The organism is Mesorhizobium sp. B2-4-19 (genome assembly GCF_006441315.1).
Taxonomy (GTDB): domain Bacteria; phylum Pseudomonadota; class Alphaproteobacteria; order Rhizobiales; family Rhizobiaceae; genus Mesorhizobium.
Genome location: NZ_VFUV01000035.1, coordinates 1 through 18,107 on the forward strand (window position 1 = coordinate 1; position 18,107 = coordinate 18,107).

Annotated in this window: 29 protein-coding genes and 1 pseudogene; all 30 read right to left on the reverse strand. The window is 62.7% G+C overall.

Annotation, left to right across the window (positions count from 1 at the left end; all coding sequences use genetic code 11):
- Positions 1-278 precede the first annotated feature (278 nt).
- Positions 279-1,586: a replication-associated recombination protein A gene (locus FJ546_RS30635; RefSeq protein ID WP_069092112.1), complete on the reverse strand. Its 1,308-nt coding sequence runs from the start codon at positions 1,584-1,586 to the stop codon at positions 279-281.
- A 41-nt stretch (positions 1,587-1,627) separates the two neighbouring features.
- Positions 1,628-3,121, reverse strand: coding sequence for a DegQ family serine endoprotease (locus FJ546_RS30640; protein ID WP_140892973.1), 1,494 nt, complete (start codon positions 3,119-3,121; stop codon positions 1,628-1,630).
- A 180-nt stretch (positions 3,122-3,301) separates the two neighbouring features.
- Positions 3,302-3,733 (reverse strand): 50S ribosomal protein L17, encoded by a 432-nt coding sequence (rplQ, locus tag FJ546_RS30645; protein ID WP_140892975.1) that lies wholly within the window; start codon positions 3,731-3,733, stop codon positions 3,302-3,304.
- A 104-nt stretch (positions 3,734-3,837) separates the two neighbouring features.
- Entirely contained in the window at positions 3,838-4,848 is a 1,011-nt protein-coding gene (locus tag FJ546_RS30650; protein ID WP_006205443.1) for a DNA-directed RNA polymerase subunit alpha, read from the reverse strand.
- Between the two features lie 104 nt (positions 4,849-4,952).
- Positions 4,953-5,342 (reverse strand): 30S ribosomal protein S11, encoded by a 390-nt coding sequence (rpsK, locus tag FJ546_RS30655; protein ID WP_006205444.1) that lies wholly within the window; start codon positions 5,340-5,342, stop codon positions 4,953-4,955.
- 140 nt (positions 5,343-5,482) lie between these two features.
- Positions 5,483-5,851 carry a 30S ribosomal protein S13 gene (gene rpsM / locus FJ546_RS30660; protein WP_006205445.1) on the reverse strand — a complete coding sequence of 123 codons (369 nt, stop codon included), beginning with the start codon at positions 5,849-5,851 and terminating at the stop codon, positions 5,483-5,485.
- 218 nt (positions 5,852-6,069) lie between these two features.
- On the reverse strand, positions 6,070-6,666 hold the full coding sequence (locus FJ546_RS30665; RefSeq protein WP_140892976.1) for an adenylate kinase: 597 nt from the start codon (positions 6,664-6,666) through the stop codon (positions 6,070-6,072).
- Positions 6,663-8,003 (reverse strand): preprotein translocase subunit SecY, encoded by a 1,341-nt coding sequence (gene secY, locus FJ546_RS30670; RefSeq protein WP_140892978.1) that lies wholly within the window; start codon positions 8,001-8,003, stop codon positions 6,663-6,665. Before secY ends, FJ546_RS30665 begins: the two co-directional genes overlap by 4 nt.
- A 194-nt stretch (positions 8,004-8,197) precedes the next feature.
- Positions 8,198-8,671: a 50S ribosomal protein L15 gene (rplO, locus tag FJ546_RS30675; protein WP_095775807.1), complete on the reverse strand. Its 474-nt coding sequence runs from the start codon at positions 8,669-8,671 to the stop codon at positions 8,198-8,200.
- 22 nt (positions 8,672-8,693) lie between these two features.
- Positions 8,694-8,891 (reverse strand): 50S ribosomal protein L30, encoded by a 198-nt coding sequence (rpmD, locus tag FJ546_RS30680; protein ID WP_006205449.1) that lies wholly within the window; start codon positions 8,889-8,891, stop codon positions 8,694-8,696.
- Positions 8,892-8,915: 24 nt separating this feature from the next.
- Positions 8,916-9,479, reverse strand: coding sequence for a 30S ribosomal protein S5 (gene rpsE, locus FJ546_RS30685; RefSeq protein WP_032933400.1), 564 nt, complete (start codon positions 9,477-9,479; stop codon positions 8,916-8,918).
- A 76-nt stretch (positions 9,480-9,555) separates the two neighbouring features.
- Positions 9,556-9,915, reverse strand: coding sequence for a 50S ribosomal protein L18 (gene rplR, locus FJ546_RS30690; protein ID WP_010909284.1), 360 nt, complete (start codon positions 9,913-9,915; stop codon positions 9,556-9,558).
- A 140-nt stretch (positions 9,916-10,055) separates the two neighbouring features.
- A complete protein-coding gene (rplF, locus tag FJ546_RS30695; RefSeq protein WP_010909283.1) occupies positions 10,056-10,589 on the reverse strand; it encodes a 50S ribosomal protein L6 in 534 nt (177 codons plus the stop codon).
- 87 nt (positions 10,590-10,676) lie between these two features.
- On the reverse strand, positions 10,677-11,075 hold the full coding sequence (rpsH, locus tag FJ546_RS30700; protein ID WP_006205453.1) for a 30S ribosomal protein S8: 399 nt from the start codon (positions 11,073-11,075) through the stop codon (positions 10,677-10,679).
- 12 nt (positions 11,076-11,087) lie between these two features.
- The gene (rpsN, locus tag FJ546_RS30705) at positions 11,088-11,393 is read right to left on the reverse strand and encodes a 30S ribosomal protein S14 (RefSeq protein ID WP_010909282.1); all 306 of its coding nucleotides are present in this window, start codon (positions 11,391-11,393) and stop codon (positions 11,088-11,090) included.
- A gap of 27 nt (positions 11,394-11,420) precedes the next feature.
- Positions 11,421-11,999 (reverse strand): 50S ribosomal protein L5, encoded by a 579-nt coding sequence (rplE, locus tag FJ546_RS30710; RefSeq protein WP_010909281.1) that lies wholly within the window; start codon positions 11,997-11,999, stop codon positions 11,421-11,423.
- A complete protein-coding gene (rplX, locus tag FJ546_RS30715) occupies positions 11,992-12,306 on the reverse strand; it encodes a 50S ribosomal protein L24 (RefSeq protein WP_019857966.1) in 315 nt (104 codons plus the stop codon). The genes rplE and rplX overlap by 8 nt, the downstream gene beginning before the upstream one ends.
- A gap of 12 nt (positions 12,307-12,318) precedes the next feature.
- Complete coding sequence (gene rplN / locus FJ546_RS30720) at positions 12,319-12,687, reverse strand: 50S ribosomal protein L14 (RefSeq protein WP_006205457.1); 369 nt, start codon at positions 12,685-12,687, stop codon at positions 12,319-12,321.
- 84 nt (positions 12,688-12,771) lie between these two features.
- Complete coding sequence (rpsQ, locus tag FJ546_RS30725) at positions 12,772-13,011, reverse strand: 30S ribosomal protein S17 (RefSeq protein ID WP_010909280.1); 240 nt, start codon at positions 13,009-13,011, stop codon at positions 12,772-12,774.
- A gap of 11 nt (positions 13,012-13,022) precedes the next feature.
- A complete protein-coding gene (gene rpmC / locus FJ546_RS30730; RefSeq protein WP_006205459.1) occupies positions 13,023-13,223 on the reverse strand; it encodes a 50S ribosomal protein L29 in 201 nt (66 codons plus the stop codon).
- 13 nt (positions 13,224-13,236) lie between these two features.
- Positions 13,237-13,650, reverse strand: a complete 414-nt coding sequence (gene rplP, locus FJ546_RS30735; RefSeq protein ID WP_010909279.1) for a 50S ribosomal protein L16 — start codon at positions 13,648-13,650, stop codon at positions 13,237-13,239.
- 27 nt (positions 13,651-13,677) lie between these two features.
- Complete coding sequence (gene rpsC / locus FJ546_RS30740; RefSeq protein ID WP_027028840.1) at positions 13,678-14,403, reverse strand: 30S ribosomal protein S3; 726 nt, start codon at positions 14,401-14,403, stop codon at positions 13,678-13,680.
- On the reverse strand, positions 14,403-14,792 hold the full coding sequence (gene rplV, locus FJ546_RS30745; protein WP_006205462.1) for a 50S ribosomal protein L22: 390 nt from the start codon (positions 14,790-14,792) through the stop codon (positions 14,403-14,405). The genes rpsC and rplV overlap by 1 nt, the downstream gene beginning before the upstream one ends.
- Positions 14,793-14,794: 2 nt before the next feature.
- Positions 14,795-15,073, reverse strand: coding sequence for a 30S ribosomal protein S19 (gene rpsS / locus FJ546_RS30750; RefSeq protein ID WP_006205463.1), 279 nt, complete (start codon positions 15,071-15,073; stop codon positions 14,795-14,797).
- Positions 15,074-15,089: 16 nt separating this feature from the next.
- Positions 15,090-15,923 carry a 50S ribosomal protein L2 gene (gene rplB / locus FJ546_RS30755; protein WP_010909276.1) on the reverse strand — a complete coding sequence of 278 codons (834 nt, stop codon included), beginning with the start codon at positions 15,921-15,923 and terminating at the stop codon, positions 15,090-15,092.
- 22 nt (positions 15,924-15,945) lie between these two features.
- Positions 15,946-16,239 (reverse strand): 50S ribosomal protein L23, encoded by a 294-nt coding sequence (locus FJ546_RS30760; RefSeq protein ID WP_010909275.1) that lies wholly within the window; start codon positions 16,237-16,239, stop codon positions 15,946-15,948.
- A complete protein-coding gene (gene rplD / locus FJ546_RS30765; RefSeq protein WP_019857964.1) occupies positions 16,236-16,856 on the reverse strand; it encodes a 50S ribosomal protein L4 in 621 nt (206 codons plus the stop codon). Before rplD ends, FJ546_RS30760 begins: the two co-directional genes overlap by 4 nt.
- Positions 16,856-17,584, reverse strand: a complete 729-nt coding sequence (rplC, locus tag FJ546_RS30770; RefSeq protein ID WP_095775810.1) for a 50S ribosomal protein L3 — start codon at positions 17,582-17,584, stop codon at positions 16,856-16,858. The genes rplD and rplC overlap by 1 nt, the downstream gene beginning before the upstream one ends.
- 61 nt (positions 17,585-17,645) lie before the next feature.
- Positions 17,646-17,954 carry a 30S ribosomal protein S10 gene (gene rpsJ / locus FJ546_RS30775; RefSeq protein ID WP_010909272.1) on the reverse strand — a complete coding sequence of 103 codons (309 nt, stop codon included), beginning with the start codon at positions 17,952-17,954 and terminating at the stop codon, positions 17,646-17,648.
- A gap of 69 nt (positions 17,955-18,023) precedes the next feature.
- A pseudogene (locus FJ546_RS30780) lies at positions 18,024-18,107 on the reverse strand (elongation factor Tu); the annotation flags it as partial.

Sequence of the window (18,107 nt, forward strand, 5' to 3'; positions counted from 1 at the left end):
AGATCGAGGAGCGCTCGGCGTCGGTGTTGGTGCGGGCGCTTGTGCCTCGGGTGCCGAAGGCGGTGCTGGCGCCGGCGGCGGCCTTGTCGAGGCCTCGAACTGCTGGGGTGTCAGAATGTCGACCGACACCCGTTCCTCGTCCAGCCGCTTCGGCCGCTTTGGCAGCGGCATGAGCGCCAGCATCGCGGCCAGCAGGGCGTGGAGAGCTACCGAGGTTGAGATGCCCCATGGCGAGGCCTCCCTTCGAGCCGTGACGACCACCGGGCCGCGCAATTCTGTTATTCCCGTTCCTTGCGCAGCTTCGCCCAATAGTCGAGCCGCTTCCTGATGTCGCGCTCGAAACCACGCTCGGGCGGATCATAGAAGGTCTGGCGGCCCATCTTCTCTGGAAAATAGTCCTGGCCCGAAAAGGCGTCCGGCTCATCATGATCGTAGCGATAGCCCGCGCCGTAATCCTCTTCCTTCATCAGCTTGGTCGGCGCGTTGAGGATATGCTTCGGCGGCAGCAGCGAGCCATGCTGCTTGGCTGCCTGCGTCGCCGCCTTGAAGGCGGTGTAGACGGCATTGGATTTGGGCGCGGTGGCGAGATAGACGGTGGCCTCGGCAAAGGCGAGCTCGCCTTCCGGAGAGCCCAGATAGTCGTAGGCGTCCTTGGCGGCATTGGCGACGACCAGCGCCTGCGGATCGGCTAGGCCGATGTCTTCCATCGCCATGCGCACCAGCCGGCGGCCGAGATAGAGCGGATCCTCGCCGGCGTCGAACATGCGGGCGAGATAGTAGAGTGCCGCATCGGGATCGGAACCGCGCACCGATTTGTGCAGCGCCGAGATCAGATTGTAGTGCCCGTCCTGGCCCTTGTCGTAGATCGGCGCGCGGCGCTGGACGATGCGCTGCAGCCCTTCGGGATCAAAGACCTCACCGGGCTTGGCGGCGCGCCAGACTTCCTCCGCGAGGGTCAGCGAGGCGCGGCCGTCGCCGTCGCTCATGCGGATCAGCATGGCGCGGGCCTCGTCGTCGAGCGGCAGCGCCCTGCCCTCCGTCTCCTCCGCCCGCACCATCAGCTTGGCGATGCTCTCCTCGCCGAGCGAATGGAAAACCATGACGCGCGCGCGCGACAACAGAGCCGCGTTGAGCTCGAAGGACGGGTTTTCGGTCGTGGCGCCGACCAGGACCACTGTCCCATCCTCCATGACAGGAAGAAAGGAGTCCTGCTGGGCGCGGTTGAAGCGATGGATCTCGTCGACGAAAAGCAGGGTCTGGCGGCCGTTGGCGCGGCGCAGCTTGGCCGTCTCGAACACTTTCTTCAGGTCGGCGACGCCGGAAAACACCGCCGATATCTGCTCGAAGGCAAGGCTGGTCTCGCCGGCGAGCAGCCTTGCCACCGTGGTCTTGCCGGTGCCCGGCGGCCCCCAGAAAATCATCGAGCCGAGTGAGCCCGAGCCGATCAGCCGCGTCAGCGCGCCATCGGGGCCGGTCAGATGCTCCTGGCCGACGACCTCGCCAAGATTTCTCGGCCGCAGCCTATCGGCCAGCGGCCGACCGGGCGGCGCCTTTTCCGGTTCATCGACACTGAACAGATCGGCCATGTACTTCTTTTGGTTTGGAGCGCGATCCCTTCAGATCGAACTCAGTAACGCAACACCTGGCGCAGTATCTGCCCGCCGCGTTCGACGGTAAAGCGCCACCAGCGCGTATCCTGCTGGGCGACCTGCGCCAGCGTCGCGGCGGTATCGATGGTGGTGCCGTTGACCTCGCGCACGATGTCGCCCGGCATGAAGCCGAAATCGGCGGCCGGCGAATCGCGGTTGATATCGATCACCGTCACGCCCTTGAGATCGGTGCGCAGGCCAAGCTTCTGGGCAAGGCGCGGCGACAGTTCCGCAACCTTGGCGCCCGAGAACGGGCTGCGGCCGTGCAGCGTCACTTCCGAGGCTTTCGCACCTTCCGGCGCGCGCTCCAGCGCGATGTCCATGGCTGCCTGCTGGCCCTTGGTCAGGATCGCGAAATTCGCCTTGGTGCCGATCGACAGCGTCGCCATGCGATAGTCCAGCGCCTCGATGCTCTCGACCGGCTTGCCGTTGATCTGCAGCACGACATCGCCGGCCTTCAGCCCGGCCTTGCCGGCTGGCCCAGTGGCATCGACCGAAGACACCAGCGCGCCGGTCGGCTTTTCCATGCCGAGCGATTCGGCGATCTGCGGCGTTACCGCCTCGAACTCGGCACCGATATAGGGGCGTTCGAAGAAATCGAGGCCGGCCTTGGCCGCATCGGCAAAAGCCCGCACCATGTTGGCGGGAATGGCAAAGCCGATGCCGATCGAGCCGCCGCTGCGGCTGTAGATGGCGGTGTTGATGCCGACCAGCTGGCCGCCCATGTTGATCAGCGCGCCGCCGGAATTGCCGGGATTGATCGCCGCGTCGGTCTGGATGAAATAGCCCGAATCCGAGACGCCGATATGGCTGCGGGCAAGCGCCGAGACAATGCCGCTGGTAGTGGTCTGGCCGACGCCGAAGGGGTTGCCGATGGCCAGCACCAAGTCGCCGACCTCAAGCGCGTCGGAATCACCAATGGCGATGACCGGGAACGGCTTGTCGGATTCGATCTTGAGCACGGCAAGATCGAGCGTCTCGTCCTTGAGCATCACCTTGCTGGTGAATTCGCGCCCGTCGGCGGTCGCCACCTTGACCTCGTCGGCATCCTTGATGACATGGAAATTGGTGACGATGACACCAGTCGGATCGACAAGCACGCCCGAGCCGAGCGAAGACTGGGCGCGCGGCTGGGCACGGCCGAAAAACTCCTCGAAGAACGGATCGCCTTCAAAAGGCGATGTGATCTTGGCCGTCTGAGAAGCATAGACGTTGACCACGGCCGGCGCGGTCTGCTTGACCAGCGGCGCGAACGAAAGCTGCACCTCCTCGCGGCCGAACGGCACGCGCTTGTCAGGCCCTGAGGTGGCGTTCTTGCCTTCGACGCCATGCAACAGATCGGTCAGCACATCGGAGAGACCGGGATCGGCGGGCTTTGCGGCATCTTCGGCCAGCGCCTGCCGGACTGCCGGTGCGGCTGCGAACACCATGAAGGCGCAGAGCAGAACAAGGGACAGTCTTTTGGCGCGCATTCGCGAATCCTCCAAGGCAAGTTCGGGCGCATTGTCCCGACGATTGTGCAAAATGAAAGGCTAAGCCGCTGAAATCCGATTATTTTCGCGCCGGCAGATCGTTTAGGTCACGCCTTGGCGCGCGCAGAACATGAAAAAGGGGCCCGCGGGCCCCTCCAATTCATTCCGGAAAGACGGGCCTTATGCGGCCGCGACTTCCGTGTCGGTGCCTTCGGCTTCGAGGCGGGCGCGGTCGCCGGCGCCCTTGGCATCCGTGTCGCGATCGACGAACTCGATGACGGCCATCGCGGCGTTGTCGCCGTGACGGAAGCCTGCCTTCATGATGCGCAGATAGCCGCCGTTGCGAGTGGCGTAGCGCGGAGCGATGGTGTCGAACAGGCGCTTGACGACGCCTTCATTGCCGATCTGCGCGATCACCTGGCGGCGGGCGTGCAGGTCGCCGCGCTTGCCGAGCGTCACCAGCTTCTCGACGATCGGACGCAGGTCCTTCGCCTTCGGCAGGGTGGTGACGATCTGCTCGTGCTCGAGCAGCGACACGGCGAGGTTGGCGAACATCGACTTGCGATGGCTAATGCTTCGGGCGAAGCGACGGCCTTTGAAACCGTGGCGCATGGCTCTTTTCCTTCTTCAGTTGTTCAAGAGGCCAAGGCCTCTGATGGTTTTCCGCATGACCGTCGGATCGAGCGGCCCACGCCGCCGATCCTTGGAATTCATGCTCAATATTGGTCTTCGTAACGCTTGGCGAGGTCTTCGATGTTTTCCGGCGGCCAGTCCGGCACTTCCATACCGAGGTGCAGGCCCATCGCCGCGAGCACTTCCTTGATCTCGTTCAGCGACTTGCGGCCGAAGTTCGGGGTGCGAAGCATCTCGGCTTCGGTCTTCTGGATGAGATCGCCGATGTAGACGATGTTGTCGTTCTTCAGGCAGTTGGCCGAACGCACCGAAAGCTCGAGTTCGTCGACCTTCTTGAGCAGCGCCGGATTGAAGGCGAGCTCGGTGACGGCTTCGGCGGCGACTTCCTTCTGCGGCTCGTCGAAGTTGACGAACAGGCCAAGCTGGTCCTGCAGGATGCGAGCGGCGAAAGCCACCGCGTCCTCGCCCGAGATCGAACCGTCGGTCTCGATGGTCATGGTCAGCTTGTCATAGTCGAGAACCTGGCCCTCGCGGGTGTTCTCGACCTTGTAGGAGACCTTCTTGACCGGCGAATAGAGGCTGTCAACCGGGATCAGGCCGATCGGCGCGTCCTCGGCGCGGTTGCGCTCGGCCGGCACGTAGCCCTTGCCGGTGTCGACGGTGAATTCCATGCGGATTTCAGCGCCTTCGTCCAGCGTGCAGATGACGTGATCGGGGTTGAGGATCTCGACGTCGCCAACCGTCTGGATGTCGCCGGCGAGAACCGCACCCGGTCCCTGCTTGCGCACGACCATGCGCTTGGGGCCATCGCCTTCCATGCGGATGGCGATTTCCTTGATGTTCAAGACGATGTCGGTCACGTCCTCGCGCACACCGGCGATGGACGAGAATTCATGCAGAACGCCGTCGATCTGCACGGCGGTCACGGCCGCACCGCGCAGCGAAGACAGAAGCACGCGGCGCAGCGCGTTGCCGAGGGTGAGACCAAAGCCGCGCTCGAGCGGCTCGGCGACCAGCGTGGTCAGCGTCTTCTTTTTCGACGAGAACTCGATCTTGTTCGGCTTGATCAGTTCCTGCCAATTTTTCTGGATCATGATGCTTTCCTTCCGTTGACCCGCCACCATCCAATCGTGGCGGGCGACCTGGAATACCGCGGAGGAACGCCCCTGTGGGCGTTCGCGCGGCGTTCGGTAATTTCTTAGACGCGGCGCTTCTTGCGCGGGCGGCAGCCATTGTGCGGGATCGGCGTCACGTCACGGATCGAAGTGATGGTGAAGCCGGCCGCCTGCAGGGCGCGCAGTGCCGATTCACGACCGGAGCCAGGTCCGCAGACCTCGACTTCGAGCATGCGCATGCCGTGTTCCTGGGCCTTCTTGGCGACGTCCTCGGCAGCCATCTGGGCGGCGAACGGGGTCGACTTGCGCGAACCCTTGAAGCCTTGGGCACCGGCCGACGACCAGGCAATCGAATTGCCCTGCGCGTCGGTGATGGTGATCATCGTGTTGTTGAAGGTCGAATTGACGTGGGCAACGCCCGACGAGATATTCTTGCGTTCGCGACGGCGAACACGAGCGGCTTCCTTGGCCATGGTATTCCTTTCAGTTGATCTCTACACCGCCGTAATGCCAGCGGCTCCACCTGGAAAGCGAGTAGTGAATTGGTGAGTAGTGACGAGACGCAGGCGTTGACGCTGCTTCTCACTACTCACCACCGACTACTCACTTCAAATTACTTCTTCTTGCCGGCGATCGACTTGGCCGGACCCTTGCGGGTGCGTGCATTGGTGTGCGTGCGCTGGCCGCGGACCGGCAGCGAGCGACGGTGACGCAGGCCGCGGTAGCAGCCGAGGTCCATGAGACGCTTGATGTTCATCGACACTTCGCGGCGCAGGTCGCCTTCGACCTGGTAGTCACGGTCGATGGTCTCGCGGATCTGCAAGACTTCCGCGTCGGTCAGCTGGTTGACGCGGCGCTCGGCCGGGATGCCGACCTTGTCGACGATCTCCTGGGCGAACTTCTTGCCGATGCCGTGAATGTACTGAAGCGCGATGACGACGCGCTTGTTGGTCGGAATGTTGACGCCGGCTATACGAGCCATGTTCTTTCCTTCTCCATGTGGGCCGACCAACCTTTCAAACAAGGCAGGCCTGGCGCTGTCAAAGTTGCCCCGCGTCCGGTGGAGGCCGGCCCTTGCGGGAGTTTCCAGTTCAAAGCGACTGCCTTGCCCTTGCGGACAAGCAAAGTTCGCACCTGATAGGAAGACGCGCCGCCATACCGCAGCGGGCCGCTCCCGTCAAGCCTAATCTTTAAATTCCCTTACAGCGCCTCGGCGGCCGCCGTGAGCAGGGCCTCGATCTCGGCGGTCACCGCGTCGATGCTGGCCATGCCGTCGACCGTCTTGAGCTTGCCTTTGGCATAATAATAGCCGGTCAGCGGAGCGGTCTTCTTGTAGTACTCGCGCAGGCGTTCCTCGAACACCGCGGGATTGTCATCCTTGCGCACCGGTTGCCCGGCGGCCTTGGCGTCCTCGGCGCGCTTGACGATGCGGCCGACCAGGGCCCTGTCGTCGACGACCAGTTCGATGACCGTGTCGAGGCCGATGCCACGCTCAGAAAGCATCGATTCAACCGCATCGGCCTGCACCAGCGTGCGCGGGTAGCCGTCGAGGATGAATCCCCTGGCGCAGTCGGCCTGGTCGATCCGTTCGGCGACGATGGCGTTGACGATGGCGTCGGACACCAGTTCACCGGCATCCATCACCGCCTTGGCACGCTTGCCGACTTCCGAACCGGCCTGAACGGCGGCACGCAGCATGTCTCCCGTCGAGAGTTGGGGTATGCCGTGTTTTTCTACCAGTCTTTGTGCTTGTGTCCCCTTGCCCGCCCCTGGCGGCCCAAGCAAAATCAACCTCATCTGGCTTTCTTCCCCCCGCGCAGCTTCGACTTCTTGATCAGGCCTTCATACTGGTGCGCGATCAGGTGGCCCTGAATCTGCGCAACCGTATCGAGCGTGACACTGACCACGATCAGAAGCGATGTGCCACCAAGGTAGAATGGTACGCCAGTCGCCGAGATCAGGAACTCCGGCAGCAGGCACACCAGCACCAGATAGATGGCGCCGACGACGGTGATGCGGGTGAGAACGTAATCAATGTAATCGGCGGTGCGCTCGCCCGGACGGTAGCCCGGGATGAAGCCCGAATGCTTCTTGAGCTGATCGGCGGTGTCCTTCGGGTTGAAGACAATCGCTGTGTAGAAGAAGGCGAAGAAGACGATCATCGCCGCGTAGAACGCCATGTAGAGCGGCTGGCCGTGGCCGAGCGAGGCCAGGATGGTGCTCGCCCAGGCGGGCATGTTGGTGGTCTGCGAGAAGCCGGCGACTGTGGCCGGCAGCAGGAGCAGCGACGAAGCGAAGATCGGCGGGATGACGCCCGACGTGTTGAGCTTCAGCGGCAGATGCGAGGTGTCGCCCTGGAACATGCGGTTGCCGACCTGGCGCTTCGGATACTGGATCAGCAGGCGGCGCTGGGCGCGCTCGAAGAACACGATGAGCGCGATGACGACGATAGCCAGGACGATGATCGCCAGGATCAGGCCGGTCGACAGGGCGCCGGTGCGGCCAAGTTCCAGCGTGCCGGAAATGGCATGCGGCAGGCCGGCGACGATGCCGGAGAAGATGATCAGCGAAATGCCGTTGCCGATGCCGCGCGCGGTGATCTGCTCGCCGAGCCACATCAGGAACATGGTGCCGCCGACCAGCGTGACGACGGTCGAGACGCGGAAGAACATGCCCGGATCGCTGACGATGCCGTTGCCGTTCTCCAGTCCCACCGAAATGCCATAGGCCTGCACCAGTGCTAAAAGCACGGTGCCGTAGCGCGTGTACTGGTTGATGACCTTGCGGCCCTGTTCGCCTTCCTTCTTCAGCGCTTCCAGCGACGGAATGACCGAGGTCATCAGCTGCATGATGATGGAGGCGGAGATGTAAGGCATGATGCCGAGCGCGAAGATCGCCATGCGCTGCACGGCGCCGCCGGCGAACATGTTGAACATGCCGAGCACGCCCTTGCTCTGCGAGGAGAAGGCGTGGGCGAAGGCGTCGGGGTTGATTCCGGGAAGCGGAATGTAGGTGCCGAGGCGGTAGACGAGCAGCGCGCCAATGGTGAACCAGATGCGTTTCTTCAGGTCCTCCGCCTTGGCGAAGGCCGAGAAATTCAGATTCGAGGCTAGTTGTTCAGCAGCCGAAGCCATGCCTGATTCTCCGCTTGGTAACGCTTGATGGCCCGTGAGGTCAGGCGGTGCGTTTCACCGAAGCTCACGAGATAAGCTCCGGGCTCTAAACATGCAAGCGGCCGCGTTGACGCGGCCGCTTAATTGAGCAGATCAAAGCACAATCGTAAGCAAAAACGGGATCCCGCTCTTGCCGATCGCGCTTCAAATTGCCGTTACTCGGCAGCCGCCTTTTCCGGCAACTTGACCGAGCCGCCGGCCTTTTCGATCTTCTCGATCGCCGCCTTGGAAGCGCCGGCGACGTCGAAGGCAAGCTTGGCCTTCAGTTCGCCATCGGACAGCACGCGAACGCCATCCTTGACGCGGCGGATGACGCCGGCGGCGACAAGCGCCTCAGCGGTCACGGTTGCCTTGGCGTCGAGCTTCTTGGCGTCGACGGCTTCCTGGATGCGGGCCAGCGACACGACGACGAAGCTCTTGGCGAAGATATTGTTGAAGCCACGCTTCGGCAGGCGCCGGTAGAGCGGCATCTGGCCACCCTCGAAGCCGTTGACGGCGACGCCGGAGCGCGCCTTCTGACCCTTGACGCCGCGACCGGCGGTCTTGCCCGAGCCGGAACCGATGCCGCGGCCGAGACGCTTCTTGGAATGCGTCGCGCCGTCCTTGTCACGCAGATCATTGAGTTTCATCTGAGTTCTCCTGCGCTTTGGCTCAGCCCTCGTCCACGACGCGGACGAGATGCTGAACGGCGGCGATCATGCCGCGCACGGAAGGCGTATCTTCCAGCGTGCGCTGCTTGTGCATCTTGTTGAGGCCGAGGCCGACCAGCGTCGCGCGCTGCTCCTTCGGACGGCGGATCGGCGAACCGATCTGCTCAACGGTGATGGTCTTGGTTGCTTTCTTGGCCATGGTCAAAATCCCTGGTCAGATCAACTATTCTTCAGCCGCAACGGCGGTGCCGCGGCGGGCCTGAAGGGTCGAATACTTGATGCCGCGTGCGGCAGCCACATCCTTGGGATGCATCTGGCTCTTCAGCGCGTCGAAGGTGGCGCGAACCATGTTGTAGGGGTTCGACGACCCCATCGACTTGGCGACCACGTCATGCATGCCGAGCGTCTCGAAAACGGCGCGCATCGGGCCGCCGGCGATGATGCCGGTACCCTGCTTGGCGGCGCGCAGCAGAACGCGTCCGGCGCCCCAGCGTCCCTCGACGTCGTGATGCAGCGTACGGCCCGAGCGCAGCGGCACGAAGATCATGTCGCGCTTGGCCGATTCGGTTGCCTTGCGGATGGCTTCCGGCACTTCGCGTGCCTTGCCGTGACCAAAGCCGACGCGGCCCTTCTGGTCGCCGACCACGACGAGTGCGGCGAAGCCGAAGCGACGGCCACCTTTGACGACCTTGGCGACGCGATTGATGTGGACCAGCTTGTCCACCATGCCGTCGTCGCGCTCTTCGCGCTCGCGGCCGCGGCCGCCTTCCCTACGTTCCTGTGCCATATCCTGTTCCTTGTTCTTTTCCGGAAGCACGGGTTGCTGATTGCCGGCGCCGCTTTGGGTCGCCGACGGTGAAAGATTAGAAGCTCAGACCGCCTTCGCGGGCAGCTTCAGCCAAAGCCTTGACGCGGCCGTGATAGATGTACGGGCCACGATCGAAGACGACTTCCTTGACGCCGGCCTTGGTGGCGCGCTCGGCGATCAGCTTGCCGATCGCGGCGGCGGCGGCCGTGTCAGCGCCGGTCTTGAGCGAACCCTTGAGGTCCTTCTCGAGCGTCGAAGCGGCGGCGATGGTGTGGCCCTTGGCGTCGTCGATCACCTGGACATAGATGTTCTTCGAAGTGCGGTGAACCGACAGGCGCGGACGCTCGCCGGCGACCTTCCTGATCTGGCGGCGAACGCGCTGCGCACGGCGCTGCGTGGATTCCTTGGTACCCATAATGGTCTTCCTTGCCTTCAAAAAACGGGGGCCGCCATGTGCGGTAGGCGAAAGCGCCTCCCGCGGCCGCTCCCCGCGGCGTTACACTTCCTTGGCGTTGTCCTTTCCGAAAAGCCAGCGACTTTTCAGGACCAGGCCCACTACTTCTTCTTGCCTTCCTTGCGGACGATCTTCTCGCCAGCATAGCGGACACCCTTGCCCTTGTAGGGCTCCGGACCGCGATATTCGCGGATCTCGGCGGCGACCTGGCCAACCTGCTGCTTGTCGATGCCGGTCACGGTGATTTCCGTCGGCTTCGGCACAGCGATGGTGACCCCGGCCGGCGTCTCATAGACGACGTCATGGCTGAAGCCAAGAGCCAGCTGCAGGTTCTTGCCCTGCATGGCGGCGCGATAGCCGACGCCGGTGATCTCGAGCTTCTTCTCGAAGCCGTCCTTGACGCCATGCAGGATGTTGACGATCTGCGTGCGCGACATGCCCCACTTGGAGCGGGCGGTCTTGGTCTGGTCGCGCGGCTGGACAGCGATCTCGCTGCCTTCCATCTTGACCAGGACTTCGTCGTTCACCACGAACTTCAGCTCGCCCTTGGGGCCCTTCGCCGTCACGGTCTGGCCGTTGACGGTCGCGGTCACGCCCTGCGGCAGCGAAACGGGTTTCTTTCCAATACGAGACATTTTGTTGTCCTCGTCACTTCTCTTGTTTCAGGTCTCTGTCTTCGGAACGATCCGAAGACCGGATTCCAATTTGCGGTCGCTGCCAGATCAGAAGATCTGGCAGAGGATCTCGCCGCCGACGTTCTGTTCGCGGGCTTCGTGATCGGCCATCACGCCCTTCGGCGTCGAAAGGATGGCGATGCCGAGGCCGTTGGCGACGTGCGGGATCGACTTGGCCGAGACGTAAACGCGGCGGCCCGGCTTCGAGACGCGGGCGATTTCGCGCACGACCGGCGCGCCGTCGAAATACTTCAGCTCGATTTCGATCTCGGACTTGCCGTTGTCGAAGTCGGTCTGGCTGTAGTCGCGGATATAGCCTTCAGCCTTCAGCACGTCGAGGACGCGGGTGCGCAGACGCGAGGCCGGCGTCGAGACACTCGACTTCTTGCGGCCGTAGGCGTTGCGGATGCGGGTCAGCATATCGCCGAGAGGATCACTCAATGACATGTTATATCCTCCTTACCAGCTCGACTTGACCAGGCCCGGGATCTGGCCGTTGTTGCCGAGATCACGAAGCGCGATGCGCGATACTTTGAGCTTGCGATAGTAGGCACGCGGACGGCCGGTGACTTCGCAGCGGTTGCGGATGCGGATCTTGGCCGAGTTGCGCGGCAGGGCAGCAAGCTTGAGCTGAGCGCGGAAGCGCTCCTCCATCGGCTTGGACTGATCCATGATGATCGCCTTCAGGGCAGCGCGCTTGGGACCGTACTGGTCGGCAAGCTTGCGGCGCCTGTTGTTCTTCTCGACTGAGCTGGTCTTTGCCATTTCAGATTTTTCCTTTTCTCGCTGCCGTTACTGGCGGAAGGGGAAGTTGAAAGCCTTGAGCAATGCCCTGGCTTCGTCGTCCGTCTTCGCAGTCGTACAAACGATGACGTCCATGCCCCAGATCTGATCAACCTTGTCGTAGTTGATCTCCGGGAACACGATGTGTTCCTTGATGCCCATGGCGTAGTTGCCACGGCCATCGAAGCTCTTCGGATTCAGTCCGCGGAAGTCGCGGACGCGCGGCAGCGCGATGTTCACGAGGCGGTCGAGAAACTCGTACATGCGTTCCTTGCGCAGCGTGACCTTGGCGCCGATCGGCATGTTCTCGCGGACCTTGAAGCCGGCGATCGAATTGCGGGCGCGGGTGACGACGGCCTTCTGGCCGGCGATCAGCGCCAGGTCTTCGGCCGCGACCGAAGGCTTCTTCGAATCGGCGGTCGCTTCGCCGACACCCATGTTCAGCACGATCTTGTCGAGGCGCGGAACCTGCATGTCGTTGTCGTAGCCGAACTGCTCCTGCAGCGCCTTGCGGATGGTCTCGTTGTAGACCTGCTTCAGACGCGGCGTGTTGGTGGCAGTCGCCTGCTTGCTTTGAGCCTTAGCCATTGATGACTTCTCCCGAGCGCTTGGCGACGCGCACCTTCTTGCCGTCCTTCTGGAAGATGAAACCGACGCGGGTCGGCTTGCCATCCTTGGGGTCGGCCAGCGCGATGTTCGACAGCTGGATCGGCGCTTCCTTGGTGATGATCCCGCCCTCTTGGGACTGGGTCTGCTTCTGGTGACGACGGATCATGTTGACGCCGCGCACCAGCGCGGTGTCATCCTTCGGCTGAACCGAGAGGACTTCGCCCGAACGGCCCTTGTCCTTGCCGGCCAGCACGACGACCTTGTCGCCTTTTCTAATCTTTTGCATTGGTCCGGCTCCTTACAGCACTTCAGGCGCGAGCGAGATGATCTTCATGTGGTTCTTGGCGCGGAGTTCGCGCGGAACCGGTCCGAAGATACGCGTGCCGATCGGCTCTTTCTTGTTGTCGACGAGAACGGCCGCGTTCTTGTCGAAACGGATCACGCTGCCGTCCGGGCGGCGGATGTCCTTGGCCGTGCGAACCACGACCGCCTTCATCACATCGCCCTTCTTAACGCGGCCGCGCGGAATGGCTTCCTTGATGGACACCACGATGATGTCGCCCACGGAAGCGTATTTCCGCTTCGAGCCGCCCAGCACCTTGATGCACATGACACGACGCGCGCCGGAATTATCCGCCACGTCGAGGTTTGTTTGCATCTGAATCATGACTGGCCGCCTTCTTCTTTTCTAACGGGACGGGCTCGAAGCCCCTCCCCGGTCTGTCCAAAATTCGTTGTTTACGCCCAGAGGTCAGGCTTGGTCCGAAGACACGACGATCCAGCGCTTGTCCTTGGAAATCGGCTTCGATTCCTGGATGAACACCTGATCGCCAACCTTGTGGGCGTTGTTCTCGTCGTGCGCCTTGTACTTCTTGGTCATGCGCACGGTCTTCTTCATCACGGGATGCGTGAAGCGCCGTTCGACCTTGACGACAACCGTCTTCTCGTTCTTGTCGCTGACGACGGTGCCCTGCAGAATGCGCTTTGGCATGGTTTTCGTCCTTAAGCCTTCTTGGCCGCGGACTTTTCCGCAGCGATGGTCTTGATACGCGCAATGTCCTTACGAACCTGCCTCACGCGCGCGGTCTTCTCGAGCTGGCCGGTGGCCTTCTGGAAGCGCAGGTTGAACTGCTCCTTCTTCAGGCTGGCCAAATCGTCGGTCAGCTGGTCCTGGGTCTTGGTCCGGATGTCTTCGGCTTTCATGATCAGCCCGTCCTTATTCTGCGATGCGCTGTACGAAGCGCGTCCTGACCGAGAGCTTGGCCGCGCCGAGACGCAGCGCCTCACGGGCGGTTTCTTCACTGACGCCGTCGATCTCGAACATGATGCGGCCCGGCTTGACGCGCGCCGCCCAGTAGTCGACGGCACCCTTGCCCTTGCCCATGCGGACTTCGGTCGGCTTCGACGTGACCGGCAGATCCGGGAAAATACGGATCCAGACACGGCCGGCACGCTTCATTTCACGAGTGATCGCGCGGCGGGCCGCCTCGATCTCACGCGCGGTGACGCGGTTCGGCTCAAGCGCCTTCAGCCCGAAACCACCGAAATCCAGGTTGGTGCCGCCCTTTGCGGTACCATGGATACGGCCCTTGAACTGCTTGCGGAACTTTGTGCGCTTTGGCTGCAGCATCGTTCTAACTCCAAATTCCTAAATGTCTCAGGCGTTTTCGCGACGACGACCGCGTTCGCGATCACCACCACCGCCATGCGCAGCATCACCCTCGGTCGCGCGACGTTCCGAAGCCATCGGGTCGTGCTCGAGGATCTCGCCCTTGAATACCCAGACCTTGACGCCGCAGATGCCGTACGCCGTATGCGCTTCGGCCGTGCCGTAGTCGACATCGGCGCGCAGCGTGTGCAGCGGCACGCGGCCTTCGCGGTACCACTCCATGCGGGCGATTTCAGCGCCGCCGAGACGGCCCGAGCAGTTGATGCGGATGCCTTCGGCACCGAGGCGCATCGCCGACTGCACGGCGCGCTTCATGGCACGGCGGAACGCGATACGGCGCTCGAGCTGCTGGGCGATCGACTGGGCGACCAGGGTCGCGTCGATTTCAGGCTTGCGCACTTCGACGATGTTGAGGTGCGTCTCGGACTTCGTCATCTCCATCAGCTTCTTGCGAAGCTTCTCGATGTCGGCGCCCTTCTTGCCGATGATCAGACCCGGGCGCGCGGCATGGATGGTGACGCGGCACTTCTTGTGCGGGCGCTCGATCACGACCTTGGAGATCGCGGCCTGCTTGAGTTCCTTCTCAAGATACTTGCGGATCTTGATGTCCTCATGCAGCAGCTTGCCGTACTCGCCGGTGTTCGCGAACCAGCGCGAATCCCAGGTGCGGTTGATGCCGAGGCGAAGACCGATCGGATTGACTTTCTGGCCCATTATGCGGCCTCCCCTTTTTCTTCGACTTCACGAACGACGATCGTGAGGTGCGAGAACGGCTTCTCGATACGGCTGGCACGACCACGGCCACGAGCGTGGAAGCGCTTCATGACGATCGACTTGCCGACATAGGCTTCCGCCACGATCAGCGCATCGACGTCGAGGTCGTGGTTGTTTTCCGCGTTGGCAATCGCCGATTCCAGCGTCTTCTTGACCGTGCCGGAAATCCGCTTGGCCGAGAATTCGAGATCGGAAAGCGCTGTCGCGACCTTCTTGCCGCGGATCAGCGCGGCAACGAGGTTCAGCTTCTGCGGGCTGATACGGATCGTGCGCAACACGGCGCGCGCTTCGTTGTCAGCAAGCCTGCGCGGAGCTTTGGCCTTGCCCATGATTATTTCCTCTTCGCCTTCTTATCCGCGCCGTGACCGTAATAGGTCCGCGTCGGAGCGAATTCACCGAACTTATGACCGACCATGTCCTCGTTCACCGAGACGGGAACATGCTTCTGGCCGTTGTAGACACCGAAGGTGAAGCCGACGAACTGCGGCAGGATGGTGGAGCGACGGCTCCACATCTTGATCACCTCATTGCGACCACCTTCACGAACCTTGTCCACCTTCTTGAGAAGGTAGCCGTCGATGAAGGGGCCTTTCCAAATAGAACGAGTCACTTGGCGTTACCTCTTCTTAGCTCTTGCGCTGATGGCGCGAGCGCAGGATGAACTTGTCGGTCGCCTTGTTGGACCGCGTCTTCTTGCCCTTGGTCGGCTTGCCCCACGGGCTGACCGGATGACGGCCACCGGAGGTGCGGCCTTCACCACCGCCATGCGGATGGTCGACCGGGTTCATGGTCACGCCGCGATTGTGCGGACGCTTGCCGCGCCAAACCGTGCGGCCGGCCTTGCCGTCGTTGATATTGCCGTGATCGGGGTTCGACACGGCACCGACGGTGGCCATGCAGGAGCCGTGAACGACACGCTGCTCGCCCGAGTTGAGGCGCAGGATCGCCATGCCCTGGTCGCGACCGACGAGCTGGGCGTAACCGCCGGCCGAACGGGCGACCTGGCCACCCTTGCCCGGCTTCAGCTCGATGTTGTGGACGATCGTGCCGACCGGCATCGAGGCAAGCGGCATCGCATTGCCCGGCTTCACGTCGACCGCTTCGCCGGCCACGATCTTGTCGCCGGCGGCAAGGCGCTGCGGGGCGATGATGTAGGACAGCTCACCATCGTCGTACTTGATCAGCGCGATGAAGGCGGTGCGGTTCGGATCGTATTCAATGCGCTCGACCGTGCCGACGACGTCGAACTTGCGGCGCTTGAAGTCGATGATGCGGTACGAACGCTTGTGACCACCGCCGATGAAGCGGGCGGTGATGCGGCCGTAATTGTTGCGGCCGCCCGACTTGGTCAGGCCCTCGGTCAGACCCTTGACGGGCTTGCCCTTGTAGAGGCCCGAGCGGTCGACGATGACCAGCTGGCGGGTGCTCGGCGTTACCGGGTTGAATTTTTTCAGTGCCATTGTTCTGTCCTCGCGGCCTTGCTCAGAGACCCGTCGCGACGTCGATCGACTGGCCGTCGGCCAGCGTCACAATCGCCTTCTTGACGTCGCTCTGGCGGCCGATCGTGCCGCGGAAGCGCTTGATCTTGCCCTTGCGGACAAGCGTGTTCACGGCCATCACCTTGACGCCGAACAGCGCTTCGACGGCGGCCTTGATTTCCGGCTTCGACGCCTTCTTGGCGACGTTGAAGACGACCTGGTTCTGCTCGGAAGCCATGGTCGACTTTTCGGTGATCGCCGGGCTGACGATCACGTCGTAGTGACGAAGGTCGGTCATTTAAAGCGCTCCTCGAGAGCCTCGACGGCGGCCTTGGAAAGGACCAGCGTGCCGCGGCGCAGAATGTCGTAGACGTTGATGCCCTGGATGGGCAGCACGTCGATGTTGGGAATGTTGGTCGCGGCCAGCTTGAAGTTCTTGTCAAGCTCGGCGCCACCGATCACCAGGGCATTGCTCAGGCCCAGCGTCGCGAAATTCGCGATCAGCGCCTTGGTCTTGGCTTCGGTCAACTTCAGCTCGTCGATGACGATGATCGACGCGCTCTTGGCCTTGGCCGAGAGAGCATGCTTCAAGCCCAGAGCGCGCACCTTCTTCGGCAGATCGTGCTCGTGGCTGCGAACGACCGGGCCGTGGGCCTTGCCGCCGCCGCGGAACTGCGGAGCGCGTGCCGAATGGTGACGGGCGCGGCCCGTACCCTTCTGCTTGTACATCTTGGCGCCGGTGCGCGCGATTTCGGCGCGGCCCTTGGCCTTGTGCGTGCCCTGCTGCTTCTTGGCAAGCTGCCAGCGCACGACGCGCTGCAGGATGTCCTCGCGCGGATCAAGGCCGAAAATCTCCTCGGAGAGTTTCACCTTGCCGGCGTCCTTGCCGCCAAGCGTTGTGATCTTGAGATCCATTATTCCGCTCCCTCTGTGGCCGGAGCCTCGTTCTTAGCAGCACTTCCTGCTGCAACTGGGCGGATCGCGGCGGGCTTCGGCGCATTGGCCGGCAGTGCCACCTTGGCCGCATCGCGGACCAGGATCCAGGCGCCCTTCGATCCGGGAACCGCTCCGCGGATCAGGATCAGGCCGCGGTCGGCATCGGTCGAGACGATCTCGACATTCTGCGTCGTCACGCGGGTATCGCCCATGTGGCCGGCCATCTTCTTGCCCTTGAACACCTTGCCGGGGTCCTGGCGCTGGCCGGTCGAACCGTGCGTACGGTGCGAGACCGAGTTACCGTGCGTCGCGCGGCCACCACCCATGTGGTGACGCTTGATGACGCCCTGGAAACCCTTGCCGATCGTCGTGCCCGTCACATCGACCTTCTGGCCGGCGACGAAGTGCTCGACGGTGATCTCGGCGCCGACATCGATCATGTTGTCGGCCGAGACACGGAACTCGGCAACCTTCGCCTTCGGCTCGACGGAAGCGGTCGCGAAATGGCCGCGCATCGCCTTCGACGTGTTCTTCACCTTGGCGAGGCCAACGCCGAGCTGAACGGCGGTGTAGCCATTCTTCTCCTGCGTGCGCTGCGCCACGACCTGGCAGTTCTCCATCTGGAGAACGGTGACGGGAACATGTTCCCCGGCATCGTTATAGATGCGGGTCATTCCCACCTTCTTTGCAATCACACCTGAACGCATCGGTTCAATTCCTTTAGAGTTCCGGGCCAGGGGCACCGCCCCTTACCGCGCTCTCATTCCCTTAGAGCTTGATCTCGACGTCGACGCCGGCGGCCAGATCGAGCTTCATCAAAGCATCGACGGTCTGCGGGGTCGGATCGACGATGTCGAGCAGACGCTTGTGCGTGCGCATCTCGAACTGCTCGCGGCTCTTCTTGTCGACGTGGGGCGACCGGTTCACCGTGAACTTTTCGATCCGCGTCGGCAGCGGAATGGGGCCGCGGACGTTTGCGCCGGTGCGCTTGGCCGTCGACACGATTTCCTTCGTCGAGGCGTCGAGCACGCGGTGATCAAACGCCTTCAGGCGGATGCGGATATTCTGTCCGTTCATGCGTCACTTCCTTGTTCTGGCGCGGCGCGGGCAACTTCCGCGCCCGCGACAGATCGGTTTAAGTCCAAATTACTCTTTGATGGTGACGACGATGCCGGCACCGACGGTGCGGCCGCCTTCACGGATGGCGAAGCGCAGCTTCTCTTCCATGGC